Below are 21,241 nucleotides of genomic sequence, written 5' to 3'. Positions count from 1 at the left end.
GTTCTGGGGGAGTTCTGGGGACGGCGGAGTTCAGCGGAGTTCTGGGGGGAGTGAATCTCCCCTCCCCCGCCAGGGGGGAGGGAATTAAATTGGGCGTTGTATCAAGTGTTACATGGTACTAGTGAGACCGCTGCACCAGATTCTCCAGATCTTTGCGTTCTGCGTCACTTATCCGCATGGAAATTACATTGTAGCGGGGATTCTCTCTCATTTTGCCCATGGTTAAACTCTCCTGATAGTGATTCGTAGTAGTCAATTGATTCTTAATATAGCCAGTCTTGTGCCAAAAGCTTCTGTATACGTGATCAGGTTGTTGGGTGGCTCTTTACTTGCAACTTTAAATTCCGTAACGGATTGCGAATAAAAGAAAATCAATAATGTCCAAATTACTACGCGTTACCGGGAGTTAGTCTGTTGTGACCATACCTTTAACTACCTTAAAGACCATTCGCCTTTTTTCCGGGCTCTCCGAAAACGAACTCTCCCGCATCGCATCTCGCCTCAAAAAGTGTGTATTTTTGTCCGGCAGGGTCATTTTGTCCAAAGAGGAGCCTGCTGACTTACTTTATTTCATAATTGAAGGCAGGGTGCGCGTCGAGTTGAGAGATTCTGCCGGGCAGATCTTCAACATTGCCGAGATCGGTCCGGGAGAACTGTTCGGTGAGCATGCCATTCTTACCGGGGAGTCACGTACTGCCGATGTACGGGCAATATCCAAAGAGGTCGTGACAGCCAAGCTGCACCGAGTGGATTTTCAGGAGCTTCTTGCTGAAATCCCTGTAGTGTACGCCAACCTCTGCCGGGACCTTGCCCTGCAGCTTGGCAGCTGGGCGCAGCGTCATCAGCGGGAGGAGAGTGAGCATCGGGAAGTTGTGACCAACGTGCTCGGTTGGCAGTTGCTGCCGGAATTTGGCGCTTTTCCCGGGAATTCTGCCTGGGTGAAAAATCTCAACCGGCGCCTGGTTTTTCTGGGTTCGACTCACCATAATGTGCTCATACTGGGAGAGCCAGGTACATGGAAGGATCTTGCTGCCCGACTGATCCACTTCCACGGGGATGTAGCCCGTCCGGTGCTGTTCCTTGACTGTGCAGCACCACCTCCCGTTGCCGGTCAGGTCGATCAGGGCAAACAAAAAGCTCCGGACCCTGTTTCTCTCGGGACCGACCAGGATGCGGCACTCTTTGGCACTGTTCCCGGTGCTGCGCCTGCTGCCGGAAGGGTTCGCCGGGGGATGCTTGAGCTCGCGTCAGGCGGAGATATAATCCTGAGAAATATCGATTGTTTGCAGCCGGCTGTACAGGCCAGCCTGTGGTCTTTTCTCGGTAATTTGAGTTACAACAGGGGGGCAACGGGTGAAGGCAACAGCTCACGGGTGAGGATTATCGCCACCAGCGGTGAGCCGCTGGCGCAACAGGCAGCAGCCGGTGGCTTCAACAGCGCTCTTTTTGCAGCGCTAAGCCAGGAGACGATTGTCATGTCTCCACTGCGGGAGCGGAAGAGAGATATCCCGGTAATTGCCCGCAGTCTGCTCCGTACTCTCAACGCGAAGTATCACAAGCAGGTACTGAGGCTTTCGCAGGATGCGCATAACCGCCTGGTTGACCACGACTGGCCGCTGAATGGCACCGAGTTGTATCAGGTACTAAGTCGCGCCGTCCTGGTATGCGCAGGGGATGAACTGCTTTCAGAGCATATTTTTCTTCAAGGGAGACAGTTTTCAACCGGTCGGTTCAATCTCCTCAATCTGCCGGCAGTGGAAAAACTTGCCAGACGGCCTGACTTCCCCAGTCTGCTCCGCTGGACAACTGTGCCGCTGTTTCTGCTGATTCTCTTTGTCACACTCTTCGGACCTGAATCCGGCAATGCCGCAAATCTTGCCGTCTGGACACTCTGGTGGCCGGCACTGCTCCTGACCGGATTCCTGTTCGCCCGCGGTTGGTGCAGCTACTGTCCGCTGGAGGCTCTGGGCGAGTTTCTCGGCACCCGACGACGGTTGCTCCGTGAGCCTTCGCTGTGGCTCAGGAAATACGGGCCTGCCATCAGTCTTTCACTTTTTGCGGGCATATTCCTTATGGAACAGGCAACTGGGATGTTCTCATGGGCCTTTGCCACTGGATTACTGCTGCTGGCTTTGCTGGTAGGTACCGTCAGCGGCGACTTCTTGCTGGGGCAGCGAGGCTGGTGCAAATATCTCTGTCCGCTGGGGAGGATAATCAGCCTTACTTCGCGGATTTCGCTTCTGGAGATGCATAGTAATCATACCGTCTGTGCCAGCCGCTGTCGTGTCGATGAATGTGTCAAGGAAAAGGGCTGCCCGATGGGGCTGCACCCGTCAGGGCTTGATAATTCCGACCATTGTGTGCTTTGTCTTGACTGCGTGCGCAACTGCCCTCACAACTCCATGCAGCTTGATTTGCGCAACCCCGCAGCCGGGCTTTTCAACCATGGCCGCAACGGTTTTTCCGAGGCGGTATTCAGCATTTCGCTGATAGGGCTGATTATAGCGGCCAAAGTGACTCCAGATATATTTTCCGGACAGCCTCTCCATGCGGACTGGAGTGTCCTTGAGTTTCTGACTGCGCTGCTGATAGCCGGAGCCTTTACGGCGTTGGCTATGATGTTTTCATTGGGGATGCGCAGGCATCGCTGGAGGGCTTCCTTTGCCATCTGCGGTACAGCGTACATTCCGCTGGCTCTGACCGGCCTTTTTGTGTTCTATTTCAGGGAGTTTGTGAGTAGGGGAGCAGATCTTGTCCCTTTGGCGCTTCAGGGGATTCATTTGGCGGAGCGGCTTGATCCTGCATGGTTGACCCCGGAGCTTGGGACACTGCGGCTGCTTATTTATCCCCTGCTCATAGCAGGCGGCATATTTTCATGGATTGCCCTTTCCCGGTTGAAAAGTGAATACAATCTGAACCGGTTGAGCTATGTCGGGCACCGCCTGCTGCTGTTACTTGCCACGGTGCTGTTTGTCTGCTTTTTATAGGGTTCCGGCAGTGACGTACCCTGATGACAACGGACACTCTTTGACACGGCCTATCTCTTGAGCACTGACATACAAAGTGATTCTCAGATGTTGCTGCAAAGTTACTTTGATCGTTGGCAGATAGAGGTCAATCATCGTGAGCAAAAGGATACTATTGGCGTTGGCAACGCTCAGGTCTGGTCGGACAAATCTGTGCCACGACAGCCGGCATTCGCTGTTGCCAGCTACAGCCTGTTGCTGCTTGCGGGATTGAAAGAATTTGGTCCTGGGCGCACTCATGACTTTGTTCCCTTGCCAAAATGGAGAAAGAAGGCAACCAGACCTTCAGCGCTTGACCTGATTACCTTACTCCGAAAGGAAATCAGCGAAGCACCAATTACAGACATGTTAAAGCGTAACATCGCGAAAAATATCATGACATATGCATATACTTAAAGCCGCATATGTCCAAACTCCAGTCGGCAACTTCGTTGCCGTGACCCTCAATATCATCCTGGTGGTGGCCATCCTCGGCTACTGCGGGATACAGACGACGACCTTTGCCGCATTGGTGGCCGGCATCGGCATCGCCATCGGCGCTGCCTGGGGGGCTCCTTTCCAACCTGGCGGCAGGCATCTTTCTCGTCGTGCTTCATCCCTTCAAGGTGGGGGATTTCGTGACGGCGGCCGGGGTGACCGGCACCATCAAGGAGATCGGACTCTTCGTCACCACCATCAACACGCCGGACAACGTCATGACGCTGGTCGGCAATGGCAAGATCTTCAGCGACACCATTCAGAACTACACCGCCAATGACTTCCGGCGGGTCGAACTGAAGTGCCAGCTGGCGAGCAGTGCCGATCATGTTGCCGCCATGTTGCTGCTAAGGGAGAAGCTGGCGGCGCTTCCCAACGTACTGGCGCAACCGGCGGTGGAGGTGGAAATCCTCGAGTTCAACCTGGTGGGACCGGTGCTGGCGGTGCGCTCCTTCTGTCATAACGACCATTACTGGCAAGTCTATTTCGATGGCAACCGCACCATCCGCGAAGCCCTCGCCGCCGCCGGCTTTCCGTCACCCATGCCGGCGCAGATGGTGGTGGTCAATAACCAGTAACCGGTATTTCCCGGAACTTGCGGTATGCAACGAAGGGGGCTGTTGTGGCCCCCTTCGTTTTGTGGTAGAAAGAAAGTCACTTTTGCGAGGCGGCGGAGGAGTTCCCCCCCTTGTTATGAGAGAGGACGGCATATCATGAACCTGTTGGATGGCAAGAAATGCGCGGAGAGCCTGATCGCCGACATAGCGAAAAAGGTGGCGGGATATGTGGATTCCGGCCTGCGCAAACCCCACATGACCATCATCCTGGTGGGGAAGCATGCGCCGAGCGAGTCATACGTCAAGTCGAAGATAACCACCAGCACCCTGGCGGGGTTCGACAGCAACATGATCCGCTTTCCGGAAACGGTCAGGGAGGCGGAACTGCTGGCGAAGATCGAGGAGATCAACAACGATCAGACCACCGACGGGGTGATCGTCCAGCTTCCTCTCCCCAAGCATATCAACCAGCAGCACATCATCAACGCCATATCACCCGATAAGGACATCGACGGCTTCCATCCGACGAACTTCGGCCGGATGACACTGGGACAGAAGGCGTTCAGGCCGGCGACCGCCTACGGCATCTGCAAGCTGCTGCAGTTCTACCAGGTGCCGGTGCAAGGGAAGCACTGCGTCGTCATCGGCAGGTCCAACATCGTCGGCAAGCCCATATCAATCATGCTTTCCAACGATTTCGACATCGGCAATGCCACGGTCACCCTGACCCACATCGAGACGCCGCGGGAGCTGCTGCTGGACGAGACGCGCCGGGGTGACATCGTGATCGTGGCGGTCGGCATCCCGGGGTTCGTTACGGAAGATATGGTGAAGGATGGGGTCGTCCTCATCGACGTGGGGATCAACCGGCTGGAGAACGGCAAGATCGTGGGGGACGTGGATTTCGAGCGTGTCGCGCCGAAATGCTCCTGGATTACGCCGGTCCCCGGCGGGGTCGGCCGGATGACCGTCACTGCGTTGATGATAAACACGCTTATGGCCTATCAGAACAATTTCAACCTGGCCTGACCGGCCAATCTCATGTTCAAGGCGATTTTCTGGGACAATGACGGAGTGTTGATGGAGACCGAGCACCTCTACTACCGTGCCAATGCGGAAGCCATGGCGCGGGTGGGGGTGGAACTGACCATCGATGCCTTCCGGGAGATATCGCTCCGGCGGGGGGAGAGCGTGCTGCAACTAGCTCTCGGTGGCGAGGAGGAGGTGCGGAGGTGGCGCGACATCCGCTATTGGGAACTCTTGGCTGCGGAGGCAGAGGTTATCCCGGGGGTGCCGGAAATCCTGACGAGACTCCACGGCAGGCAACCGATGGCGATAGTCACCAGCTGCCGCCGGGGGAATTTCCTGCGGATGCACCATGCAAGCGGCCTGCTCGGTTATTTCGACTTCATCCTCACCCGCGAGGACTACGGCAACTCCAGTCACGGTAGGGATGCCGGTTACCCGGCACCCCTACCGTGACTCCAAGTTGTTAAGATTGTTTTCAAATACCGCTTTTAGTTTCTGTATTTGAACGGCCAATTGCGTGTCATTAACCATACGATCCGACAAGCGGCGAACCGCAGAGCTCATACTTCCCACGTCCCTGTTGACAAGCATACCAACTTCAGAAAGTGTTCCACACTTCAGTTCCTTAGCGAGCCAACCCGCAACTGCCCGTGCTTCGGCGCTCTTTCTGCTCTGTGATGCTGTTTTTATCACGGTCTCATCAATAACATACGTCCGGCACACCTCGGCTACAATTTCTTGAGCGTTTATTCGAAGCGGCAGCCTATTGGAATCGACAAGACATTTCTCCAGAAAACTGTCGTCTCCCAGAAGTCGCGAGTCTGTTGCTCCCTTACCGTGAAATTCCGGTCGATGTCCTTCCCCGATGCCGTCCAGCACGAAATTTTCGTAACTTGTCCGGGCCGTTGCCGCCGATTCCTCGAACTGTCCAAGAGCCCATTCAGTAGTCAGCCAGGGAAGCGTTTCCTTACCCATATATGCATGATGACTACTCCATGGGTAATCACCCGGGGCTTTTACCATGCCAGCCCGGACGGGATTGAGGTGTATATAGCGTACCAACTCCAGAAGATAGCCGTCACTATCCACAAGAACCGCATTGTAGCGCCCCTGGAACAGATGCCCGGTTCTTTTGGTCCGCCAGTTGATCCAGCGGGTGTAGCGAAACGAGAGATTTTGCATGCCTCGCTGCAAGGGAAGATCGCCGCACTGCAAGGCTAGATGGATATGGTTGGTCATGAGGCAAAAGGCGTGAACACGGTAGCCGAAGCGGACAGTTCCTTCCTGAAGCAATAGATAGAAACGGAACCGGTCATCGTCGTCAAGAAATACTGGCTGTCCACCGTTACCGCGAAATATAACGTGGTAGAGCCCGCCGGGTAGGTGTATGCGTGGTTTTCGTGCCATATTGAAAAATTACATCAGATCGTTTATTTTGTCAACTTGGAAGCCTGACCCGAATGGCGCTATTTTGTCAACTTGGAAGCCTGACCCGAATGGCGCTATGACCCGAATGGCGCTACAGAGCCGGAGCGCCGATTTCTATCGTGAACTTGGAGACCTGTTCGGCGTATCTCTCAATCCGGCCAAGCGTTACGGCGGGTTCAAGGCGTTACGTACTCGATGGAACGACCATTGCAGAACGACACTGCTCCGGCCCGTGCTCTTGATTGATGAAGCCCAGGAGGTCAGTTCCGAATGTCTGACCGAGTTAAGGCTGTTGCAAAGTACAAGTTTCGATTCTAAAAGCCTGCTCTTTACCATCTTGTGTGGTGATACCAGACTGCTGGATAGGTCTCGAACTCCAGCGCTCCTGCCACTGGGCAGTCGTATCACAACCCGTCTGTCCTTAAATCAGTTATCATCTGAGGATCTGGTCGCTTACCTCGATTTTGCTCTGCAAAAAGCCGGAGCACCGCAACTCATAACGCCAGAGCTAATCCATGTACTGGCAGCGCATGCACATGGGAACATGAGGGTACTCACCCATATGGCAGCGGAATTGCTCGCTGCTGCCGCCGAACGGGATCTCCCAAGAATCGATGAATCACTCTATCTCGAACTATTTACTCAACCAGTACGCAAGCAACGGCGGTCATGAGGTAAGCTTATGAAGCTGACAGTATATAATCCACAAAAAGGCTGTCTGGAAACGCTTGACGTTGAGTTCACAGCAGAAAACACAACCTGGTTTGAAAATAGTAATAATGCCAGCTCAATCAGAAGAATTGAGAAGAATCAGCAAATCCGCGGCAATTGCTCCCCTGCCAGCATCTCAACCGACCGCATCCCCCCGACCACCGTCTCCATCTGTACCCGCCCGGGGCCGGAAGCGGTCACCTCGCCGATGATGGCCGCCTCACTTCCCAGTGGATGACGCCGCATCCGCTCCAGCACTCGTTCGGCAGCCTGTGGCGCAACAATGGCAAGAAGTTTCCCCTCATTGGCTACGTAGAGCGGGTCGAGTCCGAGGATGGCGCAGGCCCCCTTTACCGCACCGTTAAGCGGCAGAGCACTTTCGGCCAGGGTGATGCCGACCTGCGACTGGATGGCGATCTCCTTCATGGTCGTGGCGACCCCGCCACGGGTCGGGTCACGCAGAACGTGGATCAACTCACCTTCCACCAGGAGCTCCTCAACGATGCCGTTCAGCGGAGCGCAGTCGCTTCCGATGTCGATCTCCAGTTCCAGCCCTTCCCTCCTGGCCAGCACCGCAATGCCGTGGTCGCCGATGGTGCCGTTGATCAGGATTCTGTCCCCCGGCTTCGCCATGTTGCCGCTTATCTCCAGATTATGCTCGAAAACCCCGATGCCGGAGGTGTTGATGAAGATCTTGTCGGCGCTTCCCCTGGCGACTACCTTGGTGTCGCCGGTGACGATCCTGACTTGCGCCTGGTCTGCGGCCCGGCGCATCGAACCGAGTATCTCCGCCAGGGCCGTGCGGCTGAACCCCTCCTCAAGGATCAAGCCGACGCTGATGTAGAGCGGCCGCGCCCCCATCATCGCCAGGTCGTTGACCGTGCCGTTAATGGCCAGATCACCGATGTTGCCGCCGGAAAAGAAGATCGGATCAACCACGTAGGAGTCGGTGGTAAAGGCGAGCCGCTGGCCGTTGTGGGTCACTACCGCCGCATCGTTCTGCCCGGAGGCCGGGGAGTCGGAGAGGATCGGAATGATCAGTTCGTCGAGGAGCTGGTGGGAAAGTTTGCCGCCGCTGCCGTGGCCTAAAAGAATCAGGTCTTTATTCAATTCGGTTCTCCTTCATTAGGTTCTAACGCCCATATTTATACGCTGCCGCGCAGGTCCCCTCACTCGACACCATGCACGCCCCCACGGGAGACTCCGGGGTGCACTCACCGGCGAAGAGGGGGCACTCGAATGGCGACACTTTCCCTTTCAGGATTTCGCCGCACAGGCACCCCTTGTGTTCGCGCAACTCCTCCACTTCGACCGGAATCATTTTTTCCGCATCGAAGGCGGCATATTTTGCGTTGATCTCCAGGCCGCTTCCCGGTATGACGCCGAGCCCCCGCCACTCCGCATCGAAGGGGGTAAACACTTCGGCCAGCACCTCCTGGGCCTTCCGGTTCCCTTCCCATTTCACGGCCCGGCTGTACTCGATCTCCACTTCGCTTCTCCCTTCCACTACCTGGCGAACCAGCATCTCCACCCCCTGCATGACGTCGGTCGGCTCGAAGCCGGTGACCACGCACGGGACATGCTGCTCGGAGGCCAGAAAACGGTAGGCGTTCGCGCCGATGATGACGCTCACGTGAGCCGGGCAAATGTAGCCGTCGATCCGCAGCTCCGGGTCGGCGGAGAGGACCTGCATCGGTATGGGAATGGTCTTGTGCGCCGCCAGGACGAAGTAGTTTCCGACCCCCCTGGCATGGGCTGCCAGGATGCTTCCGGCGATCGTCGGAGCGGTGGTCTCGAACCCGACCCCGAGGAATATGACCCGTTTGTCCGGATTTCTGGCCGCCATAGCAACGGCGTCCAGCGGCGAATAGACGATCCTGACATCGGCCCCCTTGGCCCGCTCTTCCATCAGGGATGAGCTGGAGCCGGGGACGCGCACCATGTCGCCGAAGGTGGCGATGATCGTTTCGGGGAGCCTGCTGTAGGCGACGGTCTTGTCAATGTAGCCGTTGGGAGTGACGCAGACCGGGCAGCCGGGTCCGGATATGAGCCGTACCTCCCGAGGCAGGAGACTCCTGATTCCGTACTGGTAGATGGCCATGGTATGGGTGCCGCAGACCTCCATGAATGTCATCGGCTCGTTTCTTCCGGCTGTCATGTTTCTTATCCGCTCGGCCAACCCGAGCACCACCCGCCGGTCGCGGAATTCGTCAATATAGTTCATTGCATGTCCTCTTCCTTGAACACTTCCCGCATCATCCGCAGAGTTTCCTGTGCTTCATCCTCGTCCAGCCTGGAGATGGCGAAACCGGCATGGACAATAACGAAATCCCCCACCTTCACCTCCTCGCCGAGGAGCATGAGGTTTGCCTCGCGTTTGACTCCGTCGATCTCGGCCACAACATCGTCGCCATCCCTGCTCACCACCCGCATCGGTACACCCAGACACATAACTGACTCCTTTTAACTACATGTATTAATCAAAAACCGGTGGAAATCGAATTTGCCACAGGGCACAGAGAGACCGGAACCCGGATTTTCCTTCTCCGCATTTCCGTTGATCTCCGTGGTTAAAGACTCTTTCTTGCTCTGCCCGCAATCACGGCCTGTCCCAGCGCGAGCCCCCCGTCGTTGGGCGGCACCAGCCTCTGGCTGTAGACCCTGAACCCCTGCTCCGAGAGGGAGGTATGAACCCCCTCGCTGAGAAGCCTGTTCTGGAACACGCCGCCGGAGAGGACCACCCGGTCCGTACCGCTTTCGGCGCGGACCTCCTCGCACACCTCCGCCACCGCGGCAGCCAGCGTGTTGTGGAAGGCGCGGGCAATTACGGCACGGTCCGTACCGGCTGCCGCGTCCTCCGCTATCTTCTCCACCATCCCGCGCCAATCCAGCACCAGCGCCCCTTCCCCTCTCGCAATGAAAAAGGGATAGATCCGACGCCCCGCTTCACTCTCCGCCAGCGCCTCCAGCTCGATGGCCGCCTGCCCTTCGTAGGTGACCAGGTTTCTGAGACCGATGATGGACGCCACGGCGTCGAACAGCCTGCCGCAGCTGGAGGTGAGGGGAGAGTTGATCCGCCGCTCCAGCATCCGGAGGTAGATTTTCCGCTCCTGCTCGGATATTCCGGCCAAAAAGGGGAGCGGCAGGTTGAATACCCTCTCTCCGTAAACTGCATGGAGCCAGGCAAGGGCCATGCGGAAAGGCTCTCTCACCGCCGCGTCCCCGCCCGGCATGGGGACCCGGAGGAAATGAGCCATGCGCCGGAACTCCGCATAGCCGCCGTGCAGGAACTCCCCTCCCCAGACTGTGCCGTCGCCGCCGAAGCCGGCGCCGTCTAGAATCACCCCGATGACCTCTCCTTCCAGGCCGTTTTCGGCCATGCAGGAAGCCATGTGGGCGTGGTGGTGCTGGACCCCAACCTTCGGCAGACCGGGGATCCCGGCGGCAAAGGAAGCGGAAAGGTAGTCGGGGTGGAGGTCATGGGCCACCACCGCCGGCCTGATCTCGAGGATCCGCTGCAGGTGCGCCACCGTCTCTTCAAGGGAGCGAAGGGTCGCGGCGTTTTTCAGGTCGCCGATATGCTGGCTCATGAAGGCGCGGTCCCCGCTCGTGAGGCAGACCGTCCCCTTGAGCTCGGCTCCTACCGCGAGGACGCTCTGCTGAGCCGCGGGCAGCGCAATCCCCCGTGGGACGTAGCCGCGCGAGCGGCGCAGGAAAAGGGGCCCTCCCCGGAAAACGCGGATCACCGAGTCATCGGTGCGGGCATGGATCTCCCGGTCGTGGGAGAGGAAGAAGTCGGCAATGCCGGCCAGCCTTTCCAGCGCCTCGCCATCACGGAAGGCGATCGGCTCGTCGGAAATGTTGCCGCTCGTCATCACCAGGGCGGTGAAGTTGTCCCTCAACAAAAGATGGTGGATTGGCGTGGAGGGGAGCATCACGCCGAAATAGCCGTTGGCGGGTGCGACCGGATATGCGATCGGGTTCTCCTCCCTCTTCCGCACAAGCACAATCGGGCGTTCCGGCCCCGACAGCAGCCGCTCCTCAATTTCGGATACCAGGGCGAAGCTCCGGATTGAACAATTGTCCGGCGCCATGAGCGCAAAGGGTTTCTCATCCCTCTTTTTCCGCAGCCTGAGTTCCCTCACGGCGGCGTCGTTGCAGGCGTCAACCGCCAGGTGGTATCCCCCGACCCCCTTGATGGCCACTATCTTTCCCTCGCGCAGGAGACGGACCGCGGTTTGCAGAGAGGCATCGCCGCGCGTCTCCACCGGGTGACCCGCTCCGTCGGCCAGGAGAAGGCGCGGACCGCATGCGGGGCAGGCGTTGGGCTGGGCGTGAAAGCGGCGGTTCGCCGGGTCTTCGTATTCGGCCAAACAGCCCGGGCACATGATGAAGGGCGCCATGGTGGTGAAAGGGCGGTCGTAGGGAATACCGGTGATGATCGAGTAGCGGGGGCCGCAGTTGGTGCAGTTGATGAAGGGATACCGGTACCGGTGGTCGGCGGGGTCGAACAGCTCCCGGAGGCAGTCCGGGCAGACATCACAGTCGGGGGAGAGCTGCACGCTCCCTCCCTTGCCGCCGCTCGGCAGGATAACGAAACCATCTTCCCTGCAAAGGGGGATATCTTCAGATTTTATGTCGGTGATGGCGGCAAGCGGGGGCGCCTCGGTCTCCATCCCGACAAGAAAGGCGCTTATACCGGTTTCCTCGCCCTCCGCCTCCAGTAGAACGCCTCCCGAACTGTTTTGCACCCATCCGCTCAGCTGGTGATTCCGGGCAAGCCTGAAGACAAAGGGACGGAACCCTACCCCCTGGACGATGCCCTCTATTTCGACTCTTATCCGCCTGATAGGACCCTCTTCTTTACATCCAGCGTCATCCGGCAAAAAATCCGTGGTTTGTCTCATGCAGCTAGCTGCCAACCGTCACCCTCTGCTTTTTAACCCCTTCCGCCAGCCACTCATACCAGGCGTCCATCCCCTGGCCGGTCCTGGCGGATTCCTCGAAGATCCTGATGCCGGGGCTGACACGGCGGGCCATCTCCTGGCACGCCTCCATGTCGAAATCGAGGTGGGGGAGGAGATCCACCTTATTCATCAGAATGAGGTCGGCGGCATGGAACATCTGCGGATACTTGAGCGGCTTGTCCTCTCCCTCGGTAACGCTCAGTACCGCCACCTTGTGGTCTTCTCCCAGGTCGAAGGCTGCGGGGCAGACGAGGTTGCCGACATTCTCGATGAAGAGGATTTCAAGGCTGCCGAGGTCGAACTCGTCGATTGCATGGCAGATCATGTGGGCATCCAGGTGGCAACCGGCGCCGGTATTTATCTGCTTGACCGGAACTCCGGTGGCGGCTATCCGCCTGGCATCGTTGTCGGTCTGCTGGTCTCCCTCGATGACGGCGCAGCGAAATTTTCCCGCCAGGTGGCGGAGGGTCCGTTCCAGTATGGTAGTCTTGCCGGAGCCGGGGGAGCTTACCAGGTTCAGGACGAATACCCCCTTCTCCCGGAAAAGTGCCCGATTCCCCGCAGCCAGACGGTTGTTCTTGCCCAGGATGTCGGTTTCCACGCTGATCGTTTCCGTAGCAACCCCATCGTGATGGCGATGCTCGTGCTTATGACCATGTTGGTGTGAGTGATCGTGCCCATGGTCATGACCATGTTTGTGATCATGCTCGTGGTCGTGATGATGGTTTCCTTCGGGACCGCAACCGCATGTTGTACACATATTTATTCTACCTCCAGTTCTTTAACTCTCAGTTCCTCGCCGGAAAGGATGTCAAGTTCGTATCCGCCGCAGGCGGGACACGTTCCATAGTAGGACTTCACTTCAAATTCGGCGGCGCAATCCCGGCAGCGACCCCTACCCGGTATGCAATCAATGACCAGACGCGCTCCATCAAGCAGAGTTTCCTTTGTGCAGGCCTCGAAGCAGAATTCAATCGCATCAGGCATGACATTGCTGAGCGCGCCTATCTCCATAACAACCGAGAGTATACGCTTGCCTGCGGCAGCGCTCTCACATATTTCCACGACACCTTGGACTATCGACAACTCATGCACTAAGAAACCACCTTTCAAAAAAACCGATACTACTAACCCTCATTAATTACAGTTTCATTCTTCGAATTGATCTCGATTTCGTCTTTTCCTTCGGAAGCCTTTTTGAAATTCCTGATGCTCTTGCCGAAGGAGCTCCCTATCTCCGGCAGCTTGCCGGCGCCGAATACCACCAGCACGATAGAGAGAATGATTAACAATTCAGGCACGCCGAATCCGAACATGTAAGCCTCCATAAATTTGGGTTTATACTGCTAATGGTGCAATTTTTTTCCGGCCGAATAGCAGCGCCGTCCAGACGCTCACCTCGTACATCGTATAAAGAGGCACCATGATGACGAACATGGTTATCAGATCGGCGTGAAATGACGCGACGATGGCGCTCGCCAGCAGGGCGTACTTGCGGTTCCGGGCGAGCAGGCCGTGCGTTACGATTCCCAGGCGGGAAAGCAGCAGAGAAATAACCGGCAGCTCGAATATAATTCCGAAAATCAGGATCAAACGCAGACAGAAGTCGATGTATTCGCTCAGATTGAACCAGCTCTGCAGCCCTTCCGCTTCATAGGAGAGGGAAAAATTGATAATGACCGGCCAGATGAACATGAGGAAAAAAACCGCGCCGACGCAGAAGCTTACCGTACCGGCGGTGACAAACGGCAGAACGAAGCGTTTCGACTTGAGGTCGAGACGCGGCGCGATCAACAGCCATACCTGGTAAAAAATAACCGGGAGTACCAGGAACAGACCGGCGATGCCGGATATCTTGCACTGGATGAAAAACGGTTCCAGGGGGGTGCTGTAGTTCAACCGACGTTCCTTGACGGAAGAGACCAAGTCTTTGTCCAGCTTGTAGTGATCGTAGAGTGCGGGCAAGCGCTCCTTGACCTTCAGGTAGGCCGCTTTTTTCAAGTCGGTCAGGTAGGTCTTGCCGGTTATCGGCTTTTCAACGAAACTCAGCAGGCCCGTGGAAAAGTTCCAGAAAACTCCCATGCCAATGACAATTGCTACGACCATGACAATCAGCCGCTTTCGCAGCATCGTCAGAAGTTCGATTACAGCCGGCATTTTCCAGTCAATCATTGAATATCCTTAACCATGGTGCCGGCCTGTTTTGGCAATTGCTTCAATCGAACCGCGGCGGCATTCCGGATCATTTCGCTATTATCGCTCTCGCGGATGCTTTTCAGAATCCCGATGGACTCAGGCATCCTGGAAGTTCCCCAGATAATCAACCACCGACCATCTTATCAGCTCGTTGGCGTTGCTCATTTTTTTCAGGATTTCATTCCTGTATTTTTTGCTTTTGATTGTTCCGAGATCTCTGATCGCCATGCCGGATACATCTGGATTTGATGAATCCAAGTGCTGTCGAAACAGGGCTTCTGCCAGGGTAGCATCGGACTTCATCATGGCCCTGGCGGCGGCTCTACGCACCCTGCTCGGCTTTTTTGTGTCGTTATAAGTATTGACGAAACATGAATTTCCGGCTTTACCGCTTAGAGCCTGGATTTTATCGTTATATTCAGTAATTTTTGTTTCTTCAACCGCGTGGGCAAGTTGCCATACATTGTAATGATAATACAATCTGTCTTTCGATAACCAGCCAAGCGAAACGACAACCAATACAATTGCAAGCAAAAATGTTGGTTTTTTCATAGAGGCTGATCAGGCGCAAACTTCACTTGCAGCCGCCTCATGCGCCTTTTCCGGTTCCACCTTCTCTTTCGCGGCGTTTTCCCTGGCTAACCGCTCCTTTTCCTCGGCGGCCCGGGACTCCTCCTCCATATTCCTCTTGAAATCGTTCGTGGCCTGTTTGAACTCGGCCAGTCCTTTCCCCAGGGAGCGGGCCAGTTCTGGTAGCTTTTGCGGACCGAGCACAACCAGCGCGATGACCAGGATTATTATCATTTCCGGCATTCCTATTCCAAACATGACTGCTCCTATCTCATTATATTCGGTCTATTTCTGTCTTAACCGCCTTGATCAGCGCGGGAAACATCTCCTGGACTTGTGGGGAAAGCTCGACGCCCCAGTCGATCCGGGCCGGTTCAATGCCGATCACCACCGCCTCCGGCGTGGTTTGCCGCCCCGCCATAAATAGGGTCCGTGGTTTTCGTGCCATATTGAAAAATTACATCAGATCGTTTATTTTGTCAACTTGGAAGCCTGACTTGGAAGCCTGACCCAAAGCCCATGCAAAGCCCATGATGACCCAAAGCCCAAAGACCCCAATAGCGTTCCCTTTATGACGCCGCTTTCTCGGCCATCGGCGCCACCGTGACCTATGCCCGGGAACTGGTGAATCAGGATTACAACGTGAATGGCATCACATTTACGGTGACTTATGGCGAGGATAACCGTTCGCGGACCGCTCCCGGTCGGATTGCCGATCTGAAACAACGGGCGCTCGCCGGAGAGGAGATAGAATAGCTGCAGAACCTGCTGATCGGGGTTAACATTCGCGAGAAGCGGGTGCTGGATGCCTTGCTGAAGTTTGAGCGCGAAGCCGGGTTTGACCAGTTTATCGACATCGGCGAGGCCACGACGGAGAAGCTGGCAAAACTGGCGGCGTTCATTTCCAAGAGCATCAGTGCACAGTCACAGAGCCTCGGCACCGGCGGGGCAAGCAAGGTGCTGACGTTCTGACAAAAACGGACTGGACAGCTTGAAATACCGGCAAGATCAGCTATTCTATCCTGAGCTCTACCACATGCGAGCACAAAGGATCAGCCATGGAAATGCAGCAACGGGTTCTCTTCGTCGATCCGGCAACCGGCTTTTACCGGGTTTCAAAATACAGCTTTGAGCGCTACTTCGGCCCGGTAGACCTGGGCGTTCACCTGACCGAACAGTTCAAAAGTCTGAATTTCGGGGTCGGCATCTTTGCCGGATCGATCTTTCCCGGCTCCAACCGAATGGTAGTGACCGGATTTTCTCCCTGCTGGCAGGGCTTCTACATCAGCTCCATGGGGGGGGCCGGCCTGGTGTTCGACAACCTGGGGATCAACATGCTAAGCCTGGTAGGCAAAGCAACCGTACCTTCAGTGCTCTACCTGAACCGTAACCATGGTGAAGAGATCCAGGTAGAGGTGATCCCGATCGATGTCGCTGCAGTCTGGGCCGGCGGACGCCAGGGGGTCTACAGTCTGACCGACCGGGTGTTTGAGCTGTTCGGCAAGCGTTACGAAAACGATCCGCGCATTCTGGTGACCGGACCGGCCAGTCTACAGACCGACATCGGGGGGATCATGTCGGTGCCGATCACCAATGGCAAGATCAGCTATGTCGATACCTGGGCCGGTCGAGGCGGCTTCGGCAGCCAATTGCTGCAGGAGCACGGCATTGCCGCCATCATCTTCGGGGGGACGGTAGTAAACGATGATTTCCGCGATCATAAGGTGGCCGATGAGTGGTTCCAGCAGAAGTACAACCAGCGCTTGATGCACAAAGACCTGGAGGCGACCAGCAAATACCGTTTCGATGCAAAGATCGGGACCGGCGGCACCTTCGGGGTTAATTACGCCGGTATGGGTGGGCGGATCATGGCATTCAACTACCGCACCATCTTCCAGACAGAAGGGGAGCGCTTGGAACTGCAGCAGAAACTGGTGGTCGATCACTATCTCAAACAGTTCAACGAAGAGACCATTGTTCCGAAATACCAGGCCACGTGCGGCGAACCATGTGTAGCGGTCTGCAAGAAGATGCATGGTCCCTACAAGAAGGACTACGAACCGTACCAGACCATGGGACCGCTCTGCGGCATCTTTGACCAGCGAGCGGCTGAACAGCTCAATCATCACTGCGATGCCATGGGTTTTGACGCCATTTCCGGCGGCGGGGTGCTGGCCTGGCTTCTGGAGCTGCTGCACGAAAGGGTGCTGACCCCTGAAGAATTGGGGGTCAGCAGGCTGCCCCGCTGGGATTTGGCCGGTTTCGCCGTAGTGGCGGACTCGCTGCACAACGCCGAACTGGGGTGTGAACTGATCGACGCAATCTTGGAGCGGCGTGGCCTGCTCGATTTCCGGGAGGGGGTTCGCAAGTGGAGCCGAACCCATTCGCACGACAAGGGGGTGCCCCTGCACGACCGGCTGGTCTACATCTCCTTCGGCCGGCGGGGCTGGATGGTGCCGAATCAGTATTGGACAGCCGGAGCCCTGGCGCCGATGGCGATCATGGGGAAATACTACATGGTCTACTCTAATGAGTTCATCCCTCCCCGGGAACTGGGGCGGCGATGTGCCGAGCGATTGCGGCAAGAGTTGGTGCTGGACAACCTGGGGATCTGTCGCTTTCACCGTGGATGGGCCGAAGAACTGCTACCGGAGGTGATGGGGGCGCTCTATGACCGCAAGGAACTGTTCAACCGGTCTATCGCTGTGTTGGCAAGCCGTCTGCACAGCCACAACTGCCCAATCTTCTGGGAGTCGGAACGAAATATCGACTTTATCCTGACATTTTTGCGGCGAAAGCAGGAGGTGGACGGCGATCAAAATCCGGAACTTGCGGTATGGCTGGATAAGTTTGCCGTTGATCGACTGGAGGCGGCAAAGGAATTTTGGTACGAGACACTGAAGGGAATCGACGAGAGCCTGCGGGAGTTTTTCTGAATGGGGAGTGCTGCCTGGAAACGATTCTTGCTTTTATCCTTAAAACGGCAGTTACTCACGCAAAGGCGCAAAGCTCGCTAAGAAAGTCAAATACTTACAAACATAAAGGCCTTAACCAAACAGGTGAAAGAATACAATCTTGCACAGGTCAGGGGGTCAGGCTTGGAGCCTGAGACCCCAATAGCGATCGCTGGTCGCGTTGCTGACTGTCACTGCCGGCTGCGCGCCGACCGTTTGGCGCTGGTGTGACGAAGCTCGCCAGGCTGACCTGCTCATAGCTGCGAACGAGGTCGAGCAGCTGACAATTACTATCTGCTGGCGTTGACCAAGGGCCAGCTCATCGAGCAGTCACTGCTCGCCGATCGTCAGCGCCGGGAGGAGGCGGCCCGGCAGCTGGCGGAAGAGGCCCGTCGCGAAGAGACCCGCCGCAAGGAACTCGCCGAACGGGCCGAACGGGCCGAACAGGAGCAGCGTCAGGTAAAGGAGCGCGAGGCGGCCATCGCCAAACTGAGGGCTGAGCTGGAGCTGGCTGCCCAGGCGGAAGCCCGGCGCAAGCAGGAACGCTCCCGCCAGCTCCGGGAAAAGCCGCTGCCTACACACCATACCGTCAAGCGTGGCGAGACACTGCCGCAAGTCGCGGCCCAGGCAGATGTCTACAACGAAGCATCGCTGTGGCCCCTCATCTACCGGGCAAACCGGGACCAAGTCCGCGACCCGCGAGTCATCTGGCCCGGACAGGTACTCCGCATCCCCCGCAATTACAGCCGTGACGACCTGGCAGAGGCCCGCCGCTACAGTCAGGAACGACCTCTTCGCTGGCGGTTCAAATCCCCTGTTTTTTAGCCAAACTGAAGGAATTCAGCCAGCCAAGAGTGCGCTATTTTTGCTTGACATCCAAAAAGCGTTTGTATATCGTTTGCAAAAATTTTCGGCCAGGATGATATATGGCTAATTAGTTGAATCCGCAGGCTTTCAGCATCGACCAGGACCCCGGGCAAGTATGGCGGCAATGATCACGACAGGCAACGTTGGCGGTCTGACATAAAAACCAAGGAGAGAACATGACTACTAAGACGATTATCTGGACCGAAATTGACGAAGCACCTGCATTGGCAACCTATTCTTTGCTCCCCATTGTCCAGGGATTCACCAAGGGCACCGGCGTTGCCGTCGAGACACGGGACATTTCGCTGGCCGGCCGGATCATCGCCAACTTCCCGGAGAACCTGACCGAAGCACAGCGGATCCCCGATTATCTGACCCAGCTGGGTGACCTCACGCTCTCCCCGGACGCCAATATCATCAAGCTGCCGAACATCAGTGCCTCGGTTCCCCAACTGAAAGAGGCCATCAAAGAGCTGCAGGAGCAGGGCTATAACGTTCCGGATTATCCCGAGGTGCCGAAAAACGATGCCGAAAAAACGATCCAGGAGCGGTATGCCAAGGTTCTCGGCAGCGCCGTCAACCCGGTTCTGCGCGAAGGTAACTCCGATCGCCGCGCTCCCCTTTCGGTGAAGAACTTCTCCAAGAAGCACCCCCACAAGCTTGGCGCCTGGACTCCCGATTCCAAGTCGGAAGTCGCCCATATGACTACCGGCGATTTCTACGGCAACGAGAAGTCCGTGACTATGGATGCGGTGGTTGGTTTCAAGATCGAGCTGGTGGGCAAGGATGGCAAGACCATCGTGCTCAAGGACAAACTGACCTCTGTCGCCGACGAGATCCTTGATGGCACCTTCATGAGCAAGAAGGCGCTGAAGCAGTTTTATGCCGATCAGATCGAAGATGCGAAAAAGAATGGCCAGCTGTTGTCGCTGCACCTCAAGGCCACCATGATGAAGGTGTCTGACCCGATCATGTTCGGTCATGCCGTTTCTGTTTTCTACAAGGATGTGTTCGACAAGCATGCAGCAACCTTCGAGGAGCTGGATGTCAACCCCAACATGGGTCTTGGTGACCTCTACAATAAGATCCAAAGCCTGCCGGCGGCCAAGAAAGCCGAGATCGAGGCTGACATCCAGGCGGTGTACGCCAAGCGTCCGGCCCTGGCCATGGTCGACTCGGACAAGGGAATCACCAACCTGCATGTGCCCAACGACATCATCATCGACGCCTCCATGCCGGTCGTCGTGCGTGAGTCGGGCAAGATGTGGAACGCGGAAGGGAAGCTGCAGGACACCAAGGCCATGATCCCCGACCGCTGCTATGCCACCATGTACAAGGTGATCATCCAGGACTGCCAGAAGTACGGTGCCCTTGACCCCGCCACCATGGGTTCCGTACCCAACGTCGGTCTCATGGCACAGAAGGCAGAGGAGTATGGCTCACACCCGACAACATTTGAAATCCCCGTAGACGGGACCGTCCGTGTCGTCGATGTCAACGGTAAGGTGCTCATGGAGCATGACGTGGAAGCCGGCGATATCTGGAGAATGTCCCGGGCCAAGGACATCCCGATCCAGGACTGGGTCAAGCTGGCCGTGAGAAGAGCCAGGGCCACCGGCGCCCCGGCCGTGTTCTGGCTGGACAAGAACCGCGCCCACGATGCCCAGCTCATCGCCAAGGTGGAGAGGTACCTGAAGAATCACGACACCGCCGGCCTGGAGATCAAGATCCTTGATCCGGTCGCGGCGATGCGCTACTCCTTGGAGCGGATCCGCAAGGGTCTGGATACCATCTCCGTCACCGGCAACGTCCTTCGCGACTACCTGACCGACCTGTTCCCGATCCTGGAAGTCGGCACCAGCGCCAAGATGCTCTCCATCGTGCCGCTGTTGGCCGGTGGCGGTCTGTTCGAGACCGGTGCAGGGGGCTCAGCTCCCAAGCACGTACAGCAGTTTCAGAAGGAAGGGTACCTGCGCTGGGACTCCCTGGGTGAATTCTCGGCCCTGGCCGCCTCCCTGGAGCATTTGGCTGCCACCTTCAAGAACGACAAGGCCCATATCCTGGCCGAGACCCTGGACCAGGCCATTGCCAAGTTCCTGGACAACAACAAGTCGCCTGCCCGCAAGGTGGGCCAGATCGACAACCGGGGCAGCCACTTCTACCTGGCCCTCTACTGGGCTCAGGCGCTGGCCGAGCAAGGCAAGGACGCCGGGCTGAAGGCCCGTTTTGCCAAGATCGCCCAGCAACTGGGCGACAGCGAGGCCAAGAACAACGAAGAGCTGCTGGCAGCCCAAGGCAAGCCGGTGGATATGGGCGGCTACTATCACCCGGACAAGGTGAAAGTCTCCAAGGCCATGCGCCCCAGCGCGTCCTTGAACGCGATCATTGACGCTCTCTAGAACAAGAGCAGGCAGATACCCTGAAGGATACCAATCAAGTTGAAAAGAAGGATGAAAACG

Annotated in this window: 24 protein-coding genes; 11 read left to right on the top strand and 13 right to left on the bottom strand. The window is 56.8% G+C overall.

Annotated elements, in window-relative coordinates:
- The first annotated feature begins 416 nt into the window (after positions 1–416).
- The 5 genes from ACOCF6_RS00950 to ACOCF6_RS00930 all read left to right on the top strand — a co-directional run bounded on the left by ACOCF6_RS00950 (position 417) and on the right by ACOCF6_RS00930 (position 5,542).
- On the top strand, positions 417–2,987 hold the full coding sequence (locus tag ACOCF6_RS00950) for a sigma 54-interacting transcriptional regulator (protein WP_482458513.1): 2,571 nt from the start codon (positions 417–419) through the stop codon (positions 2,985–2,987).
- Positions 2,988–3,074: 87 nt separating this feature from the next.
- Positions 3,075–3,422 (top strand): hypothetical protein, encoded by a 348-nt coding sequence (locus ACOCF6_RS00945; RefSeq protein WP_482458512.1) that lies wholly within the window; start codon positions 3,075–3,077, stop codon positions 3,420–3,422.
- A 104-nt stretch (positions 3,423–3,526) separates the two neighbouring features.
- A complete protein-coding gene (locus ACOCF6_RS00940) occupies positions 3,527–4,081 on the top strand; it encodes a mechanosensitive ion channel family protein (RefSeq protein ID WP_482458511.1) in 555 nt (184 codons plus the stop codon).
- Between the two features lie 135 nt (positions 4,082–4,216).
- Entirely contained in the window at positions 4,217–5,089 is an 873-nt protein-coding gene (locus ACOCF6_RS00935; protein ID WP_482458510.1) for a bifunctional 5,10-methylenetetrahydrofolate dehydrogenase/5,10-methenyltetrahydrofolate cyclohydrolase, read from the top strand.
- A 12-nt stretch (positions 5,090–5,101) separates the two neighbouring features.
- The gene (locus ACOCF6_RS00930) at positions 5,102–5,542 is read left to right on the top strand and encodes an HAD family hydrolase (RefSeq protein WP_482458509.1); all 441 of its coding nucleotides are present in this window, start codon (positions 5,102–5,104) and stop codon (positions 5,540–5,542) included.
- Here ACOCF6_RS00930 and ACOCF6_RS00925 read toward each other — a convergent pair.
- Positions 5,534–6,496, bottom strand: coding sequence for a transposase (locus tag ACOCF6_RS00925; RefSeq protein ID WP_482458508.1), 963 nt, complete (start codon positions 6,494–6,496; stop codon positions 5,534–5,536). The genes ACOCF6_RS00930 and ACOCF6_RS00925 overlap by 9 nt on opposite strands.
- Between ACOCF6_RS00925 and ACOCF6_RS00920 the strand changes: the two genes are divergently transcribed.
- Positions 6,477–7,190 carry an AAA family ATPase gene (locus tag ACOCF6_RS00920; protein ID WP_482458507.1) on the top strand — a complete coding sequence of 238 codons (714 nt, stop codon included), beginning with the start codon at positions 6,477–6,479 and terminating at the stop codon, positions 7,188–7,190. The two genes, ACOCF6_RS00925 and ACOCF6_RS00920, sit on opposite strands and share 20 nt — an antisense overlap.
- 137 nt (positions 7,191–7,327) lie before the next feature.
- Here the strand turns inward: ACOCF6_RS00920 and hypE are convergent, their stop codons facing one another.
- The 12 genes from hypE to ACOCF6_RS00860 form a co-directional block, all read right to left on the bottom strand.
- Positions 7,328–8,338, bottom strand: a complete 1,011-nt coding sequence (gene hypE, locus ACOCF6_RS00915) for a hydrogenase expression/formation protein HypE (RefSeq protein ID WP_482458506.1) — start codon at positions 8,336–8,338, stop codon at positions 7,328–7,330.
- A gap of 22 nt (positions 8,339–8,360) precedes the next feature.
- Positions 8,361–9,452, bottom strand: coding sequence for a hydrogenase formation protein HypD (hypD, locus tag ACOCF6_RS00910; protein WP_482458505.1), 1,092 nt, complete (start codon positions 9,450–9,452; stop codon positions 8,361–8,363).
- Positions 9,449–9,679, bottom strand: a complete 231-nt coding sequence (locus tag ACOCF6_RS00905; RefSeq protein WP_482458504.1) for a HypC/HybG/HupF family hydrogenase formation chaperone — start codon at positions 9,677–9,679, stop codon at positions 9,449–9,451. The genes hypD and ACOCF6_RS00905 overlap by 4 nt, the downstream gene beginning before the upstream one ends.
- 119 nt (positions 9,680–9,798) lie before the next feature.
- Positions 9,799–12,135 carry a carbamoyltransferase HypF gene (gene hypF, locus ACOCF6_RS00900; protein WP_482458503.1) on the bottom strand — a complete coding sequence of 779 codons (2,337 nt, stop codon included), beginning with the start codon at positions 12,133–12,135 and terminating at the stop codon, positions 9,799–9,801.
- Positions 12,136–12,139: 4 nt separating this feature from the next.
- On the bottom strand, positions 12,140–12,955 hold the full coding sequence (hypB, locus tag ACOCF6_RS00895; RefSeq protein ID WP_482458502.1) for a hydrogenase nickel incorporation protein HypB: 816 nt from the start codon (positions 12,953–12,955) through the stop codon (positions 12,140–12,142).
- A 2-nt stretch (positions 12,956–12,957) separates the two neighbouring features.
- On the bottom strand, positions 12,958–13,290 hold the full coding sequence (hypA, locus tag ACOCF6_RS00890) for a hydrogenase maturation nickel metallochaperone HypA (RefSeq protein WP_482458501.1): 333 nt from the start codon (positions 13,288–13,290) through the stop codon (positions 12,958–12,960).
- Positions 13,291–13,322: 32 nt separating this feature from the next.
- Positions 13,323–13,511, bottom strand: a complete 189-nt coding sequence (locus tag ACOCF6_RS00885; protein ID WP_482458500.1) for a twin-arginine translocase TatA/TatE family subunit — start codon at positions 13,509–13,511, stop codon at positions 13,323–13,325.
- Between the two features lie 22 nt (positions 13,512–13,533).
- The gene (gene tatC / locus ACOCF6_RS00880; protein WP_482458499.1) at positions 13,534–14,367 is read right to left on the bottom strand and encodes a twin-arginine translocase subunit TatC; all 834 of its coding nucleotides are present in this window, start codon (positions 14,365–14,367) and stop codon (positions 13,534–13,536) included.
- Complete coding sequence (locus ACOCF6_RS00875; protein ID WP_482458498.1) at positions 14,364–14,495, bottom strand: hypothetical protein; 132 nt, start codon at positions 14,493–14,495, stop codon at positions 14,364–14,366. The genes tatC and ACOCF6_RS00875 overlap by 4 nt, the downstream gene beginning before the upstream one ends.
- Positions 14,488–14,943 (bottom strand): HEAT repeat domain-containing protein, encoded by a 456-nt coding sequence (locus tag ACOCF6_RS00870; RefSeq protein ID WP_482458497.1) that lies wholly within the window; start codon positions 14,941–14,943, stop codon positions 14,488–14,490. Before ACOCF6_RS00870 ends, ACOCF6_RS00875 begins: the two co-directional genes overlap by 8 nt.
- A 9-nt stretch (positions 14,944–14,952) precedes the next feature.
- Positions 14,953–15,219 (bottom strand): TatA/E family twin arginine-targeting protein translocase, encoded by a 267-nt coding sequence (locus tag ACOCF6_RS00865; RefSeq protein WP_482458496.1) that lies wholly within the window; start codon positions 15,217–15,219, stop codon positions 14,953–14,955.
- Between the two features lie 16 nt (positions 15,220–15,235).
- Complete coding sequence (locus tag ACOCF6_RS00860) at positions 15,236–15,382, bottom strand: hypothetical protein (RefSeq protein ID WP_482458495.1); 147 nt, start codon at positions 15,380–15,382, stop codon at positions 15,236–15,238.
- A gap of 182 nt (positions 15,383–15,564) precedes the next feature.
- On the opposite strand from ACOCF6_RS00860, the gene ACOCF6_RS00855 reads away from it, so the two are divergent.
- The 5 genes from ACOCF6_RS00855 to ACOCF6_RS00835 all read left to right on the top strand — a co-directional run bounded on the left by ACOCF6_RS00855 (position 15,565) and on the right by ACOCF6_RS00835 (position 21,181).
- A complete protein-coding gene (locus ACOCF6_RS00855; RefSeq protein WP_482458494.1) occupies positions 15,565–15,717 on the top strand; it encodes a hypothetical protein in 153 nt (50 codons plus the stop codon).
- Positions 15,718–15,759: 42 nt separating this feature from the next.
- Entirely contained in the window at positions 15,760–15,933 is a 174-nt protein-coding gene (locus ACOCF6_RS00850) for a hypothetical protein (protein WP_482458493.1), read from the top strand.
- A gap of 86 nt (positions 15,934–16,019) precedes the next feature.
- The gene (locus ACOCF6_RS00845) at positions 16,020–17,897 is read left to right on the top strand and encodes an aldehyde ferredoxin oxidoreductase N-terminal domain-containing protein (protein WP_482458492.1); all 1,878 of its coding nucleotides are present in this window, start codon (positions 16,020–16,022) and stop codon (positions 17,895–17,897) included.
- A 321-nt stretch (positions 17,898–18,218) separates the two neighbouring features.
- Positions 18,219–18,740 carry a LysM peptidoglycan-binding domain-containing protein gene (locus ACOCF6_RS00840; RefSeq protein WP_482458491.1) on the top strand — a complete coding sequence of 174 codons (522 nt, stop codon included), beginning with the start codon at positions 18,219–18,221 and terminating at the stop codon, positions 18,738–18,740.
- Between the two features lie 218 nt (positions 18,741–18,958).
- Positions 18,959–21,181 (top strand): NADP-dependent isocitrate dehydrogenase, encoded by a 2,223-nt coding sequence (locus ACOCF6_RS00835; protein ID WP_482458490.1) that lies wholly within the window; start codon positions 18,959–18,961, stop codon positions 21,179–21,181.
- The last annotated feature ends 60 nt before the right edge of the window (positions 21,182–21,241 follow it).

The organism is Geobacter psychrophilus (assembly GCF_056821595.1).
Note: the sequence above shows the minus strand (reverse complement) of the source record. Positions and strands in the feature narration are given on the sequence as shown.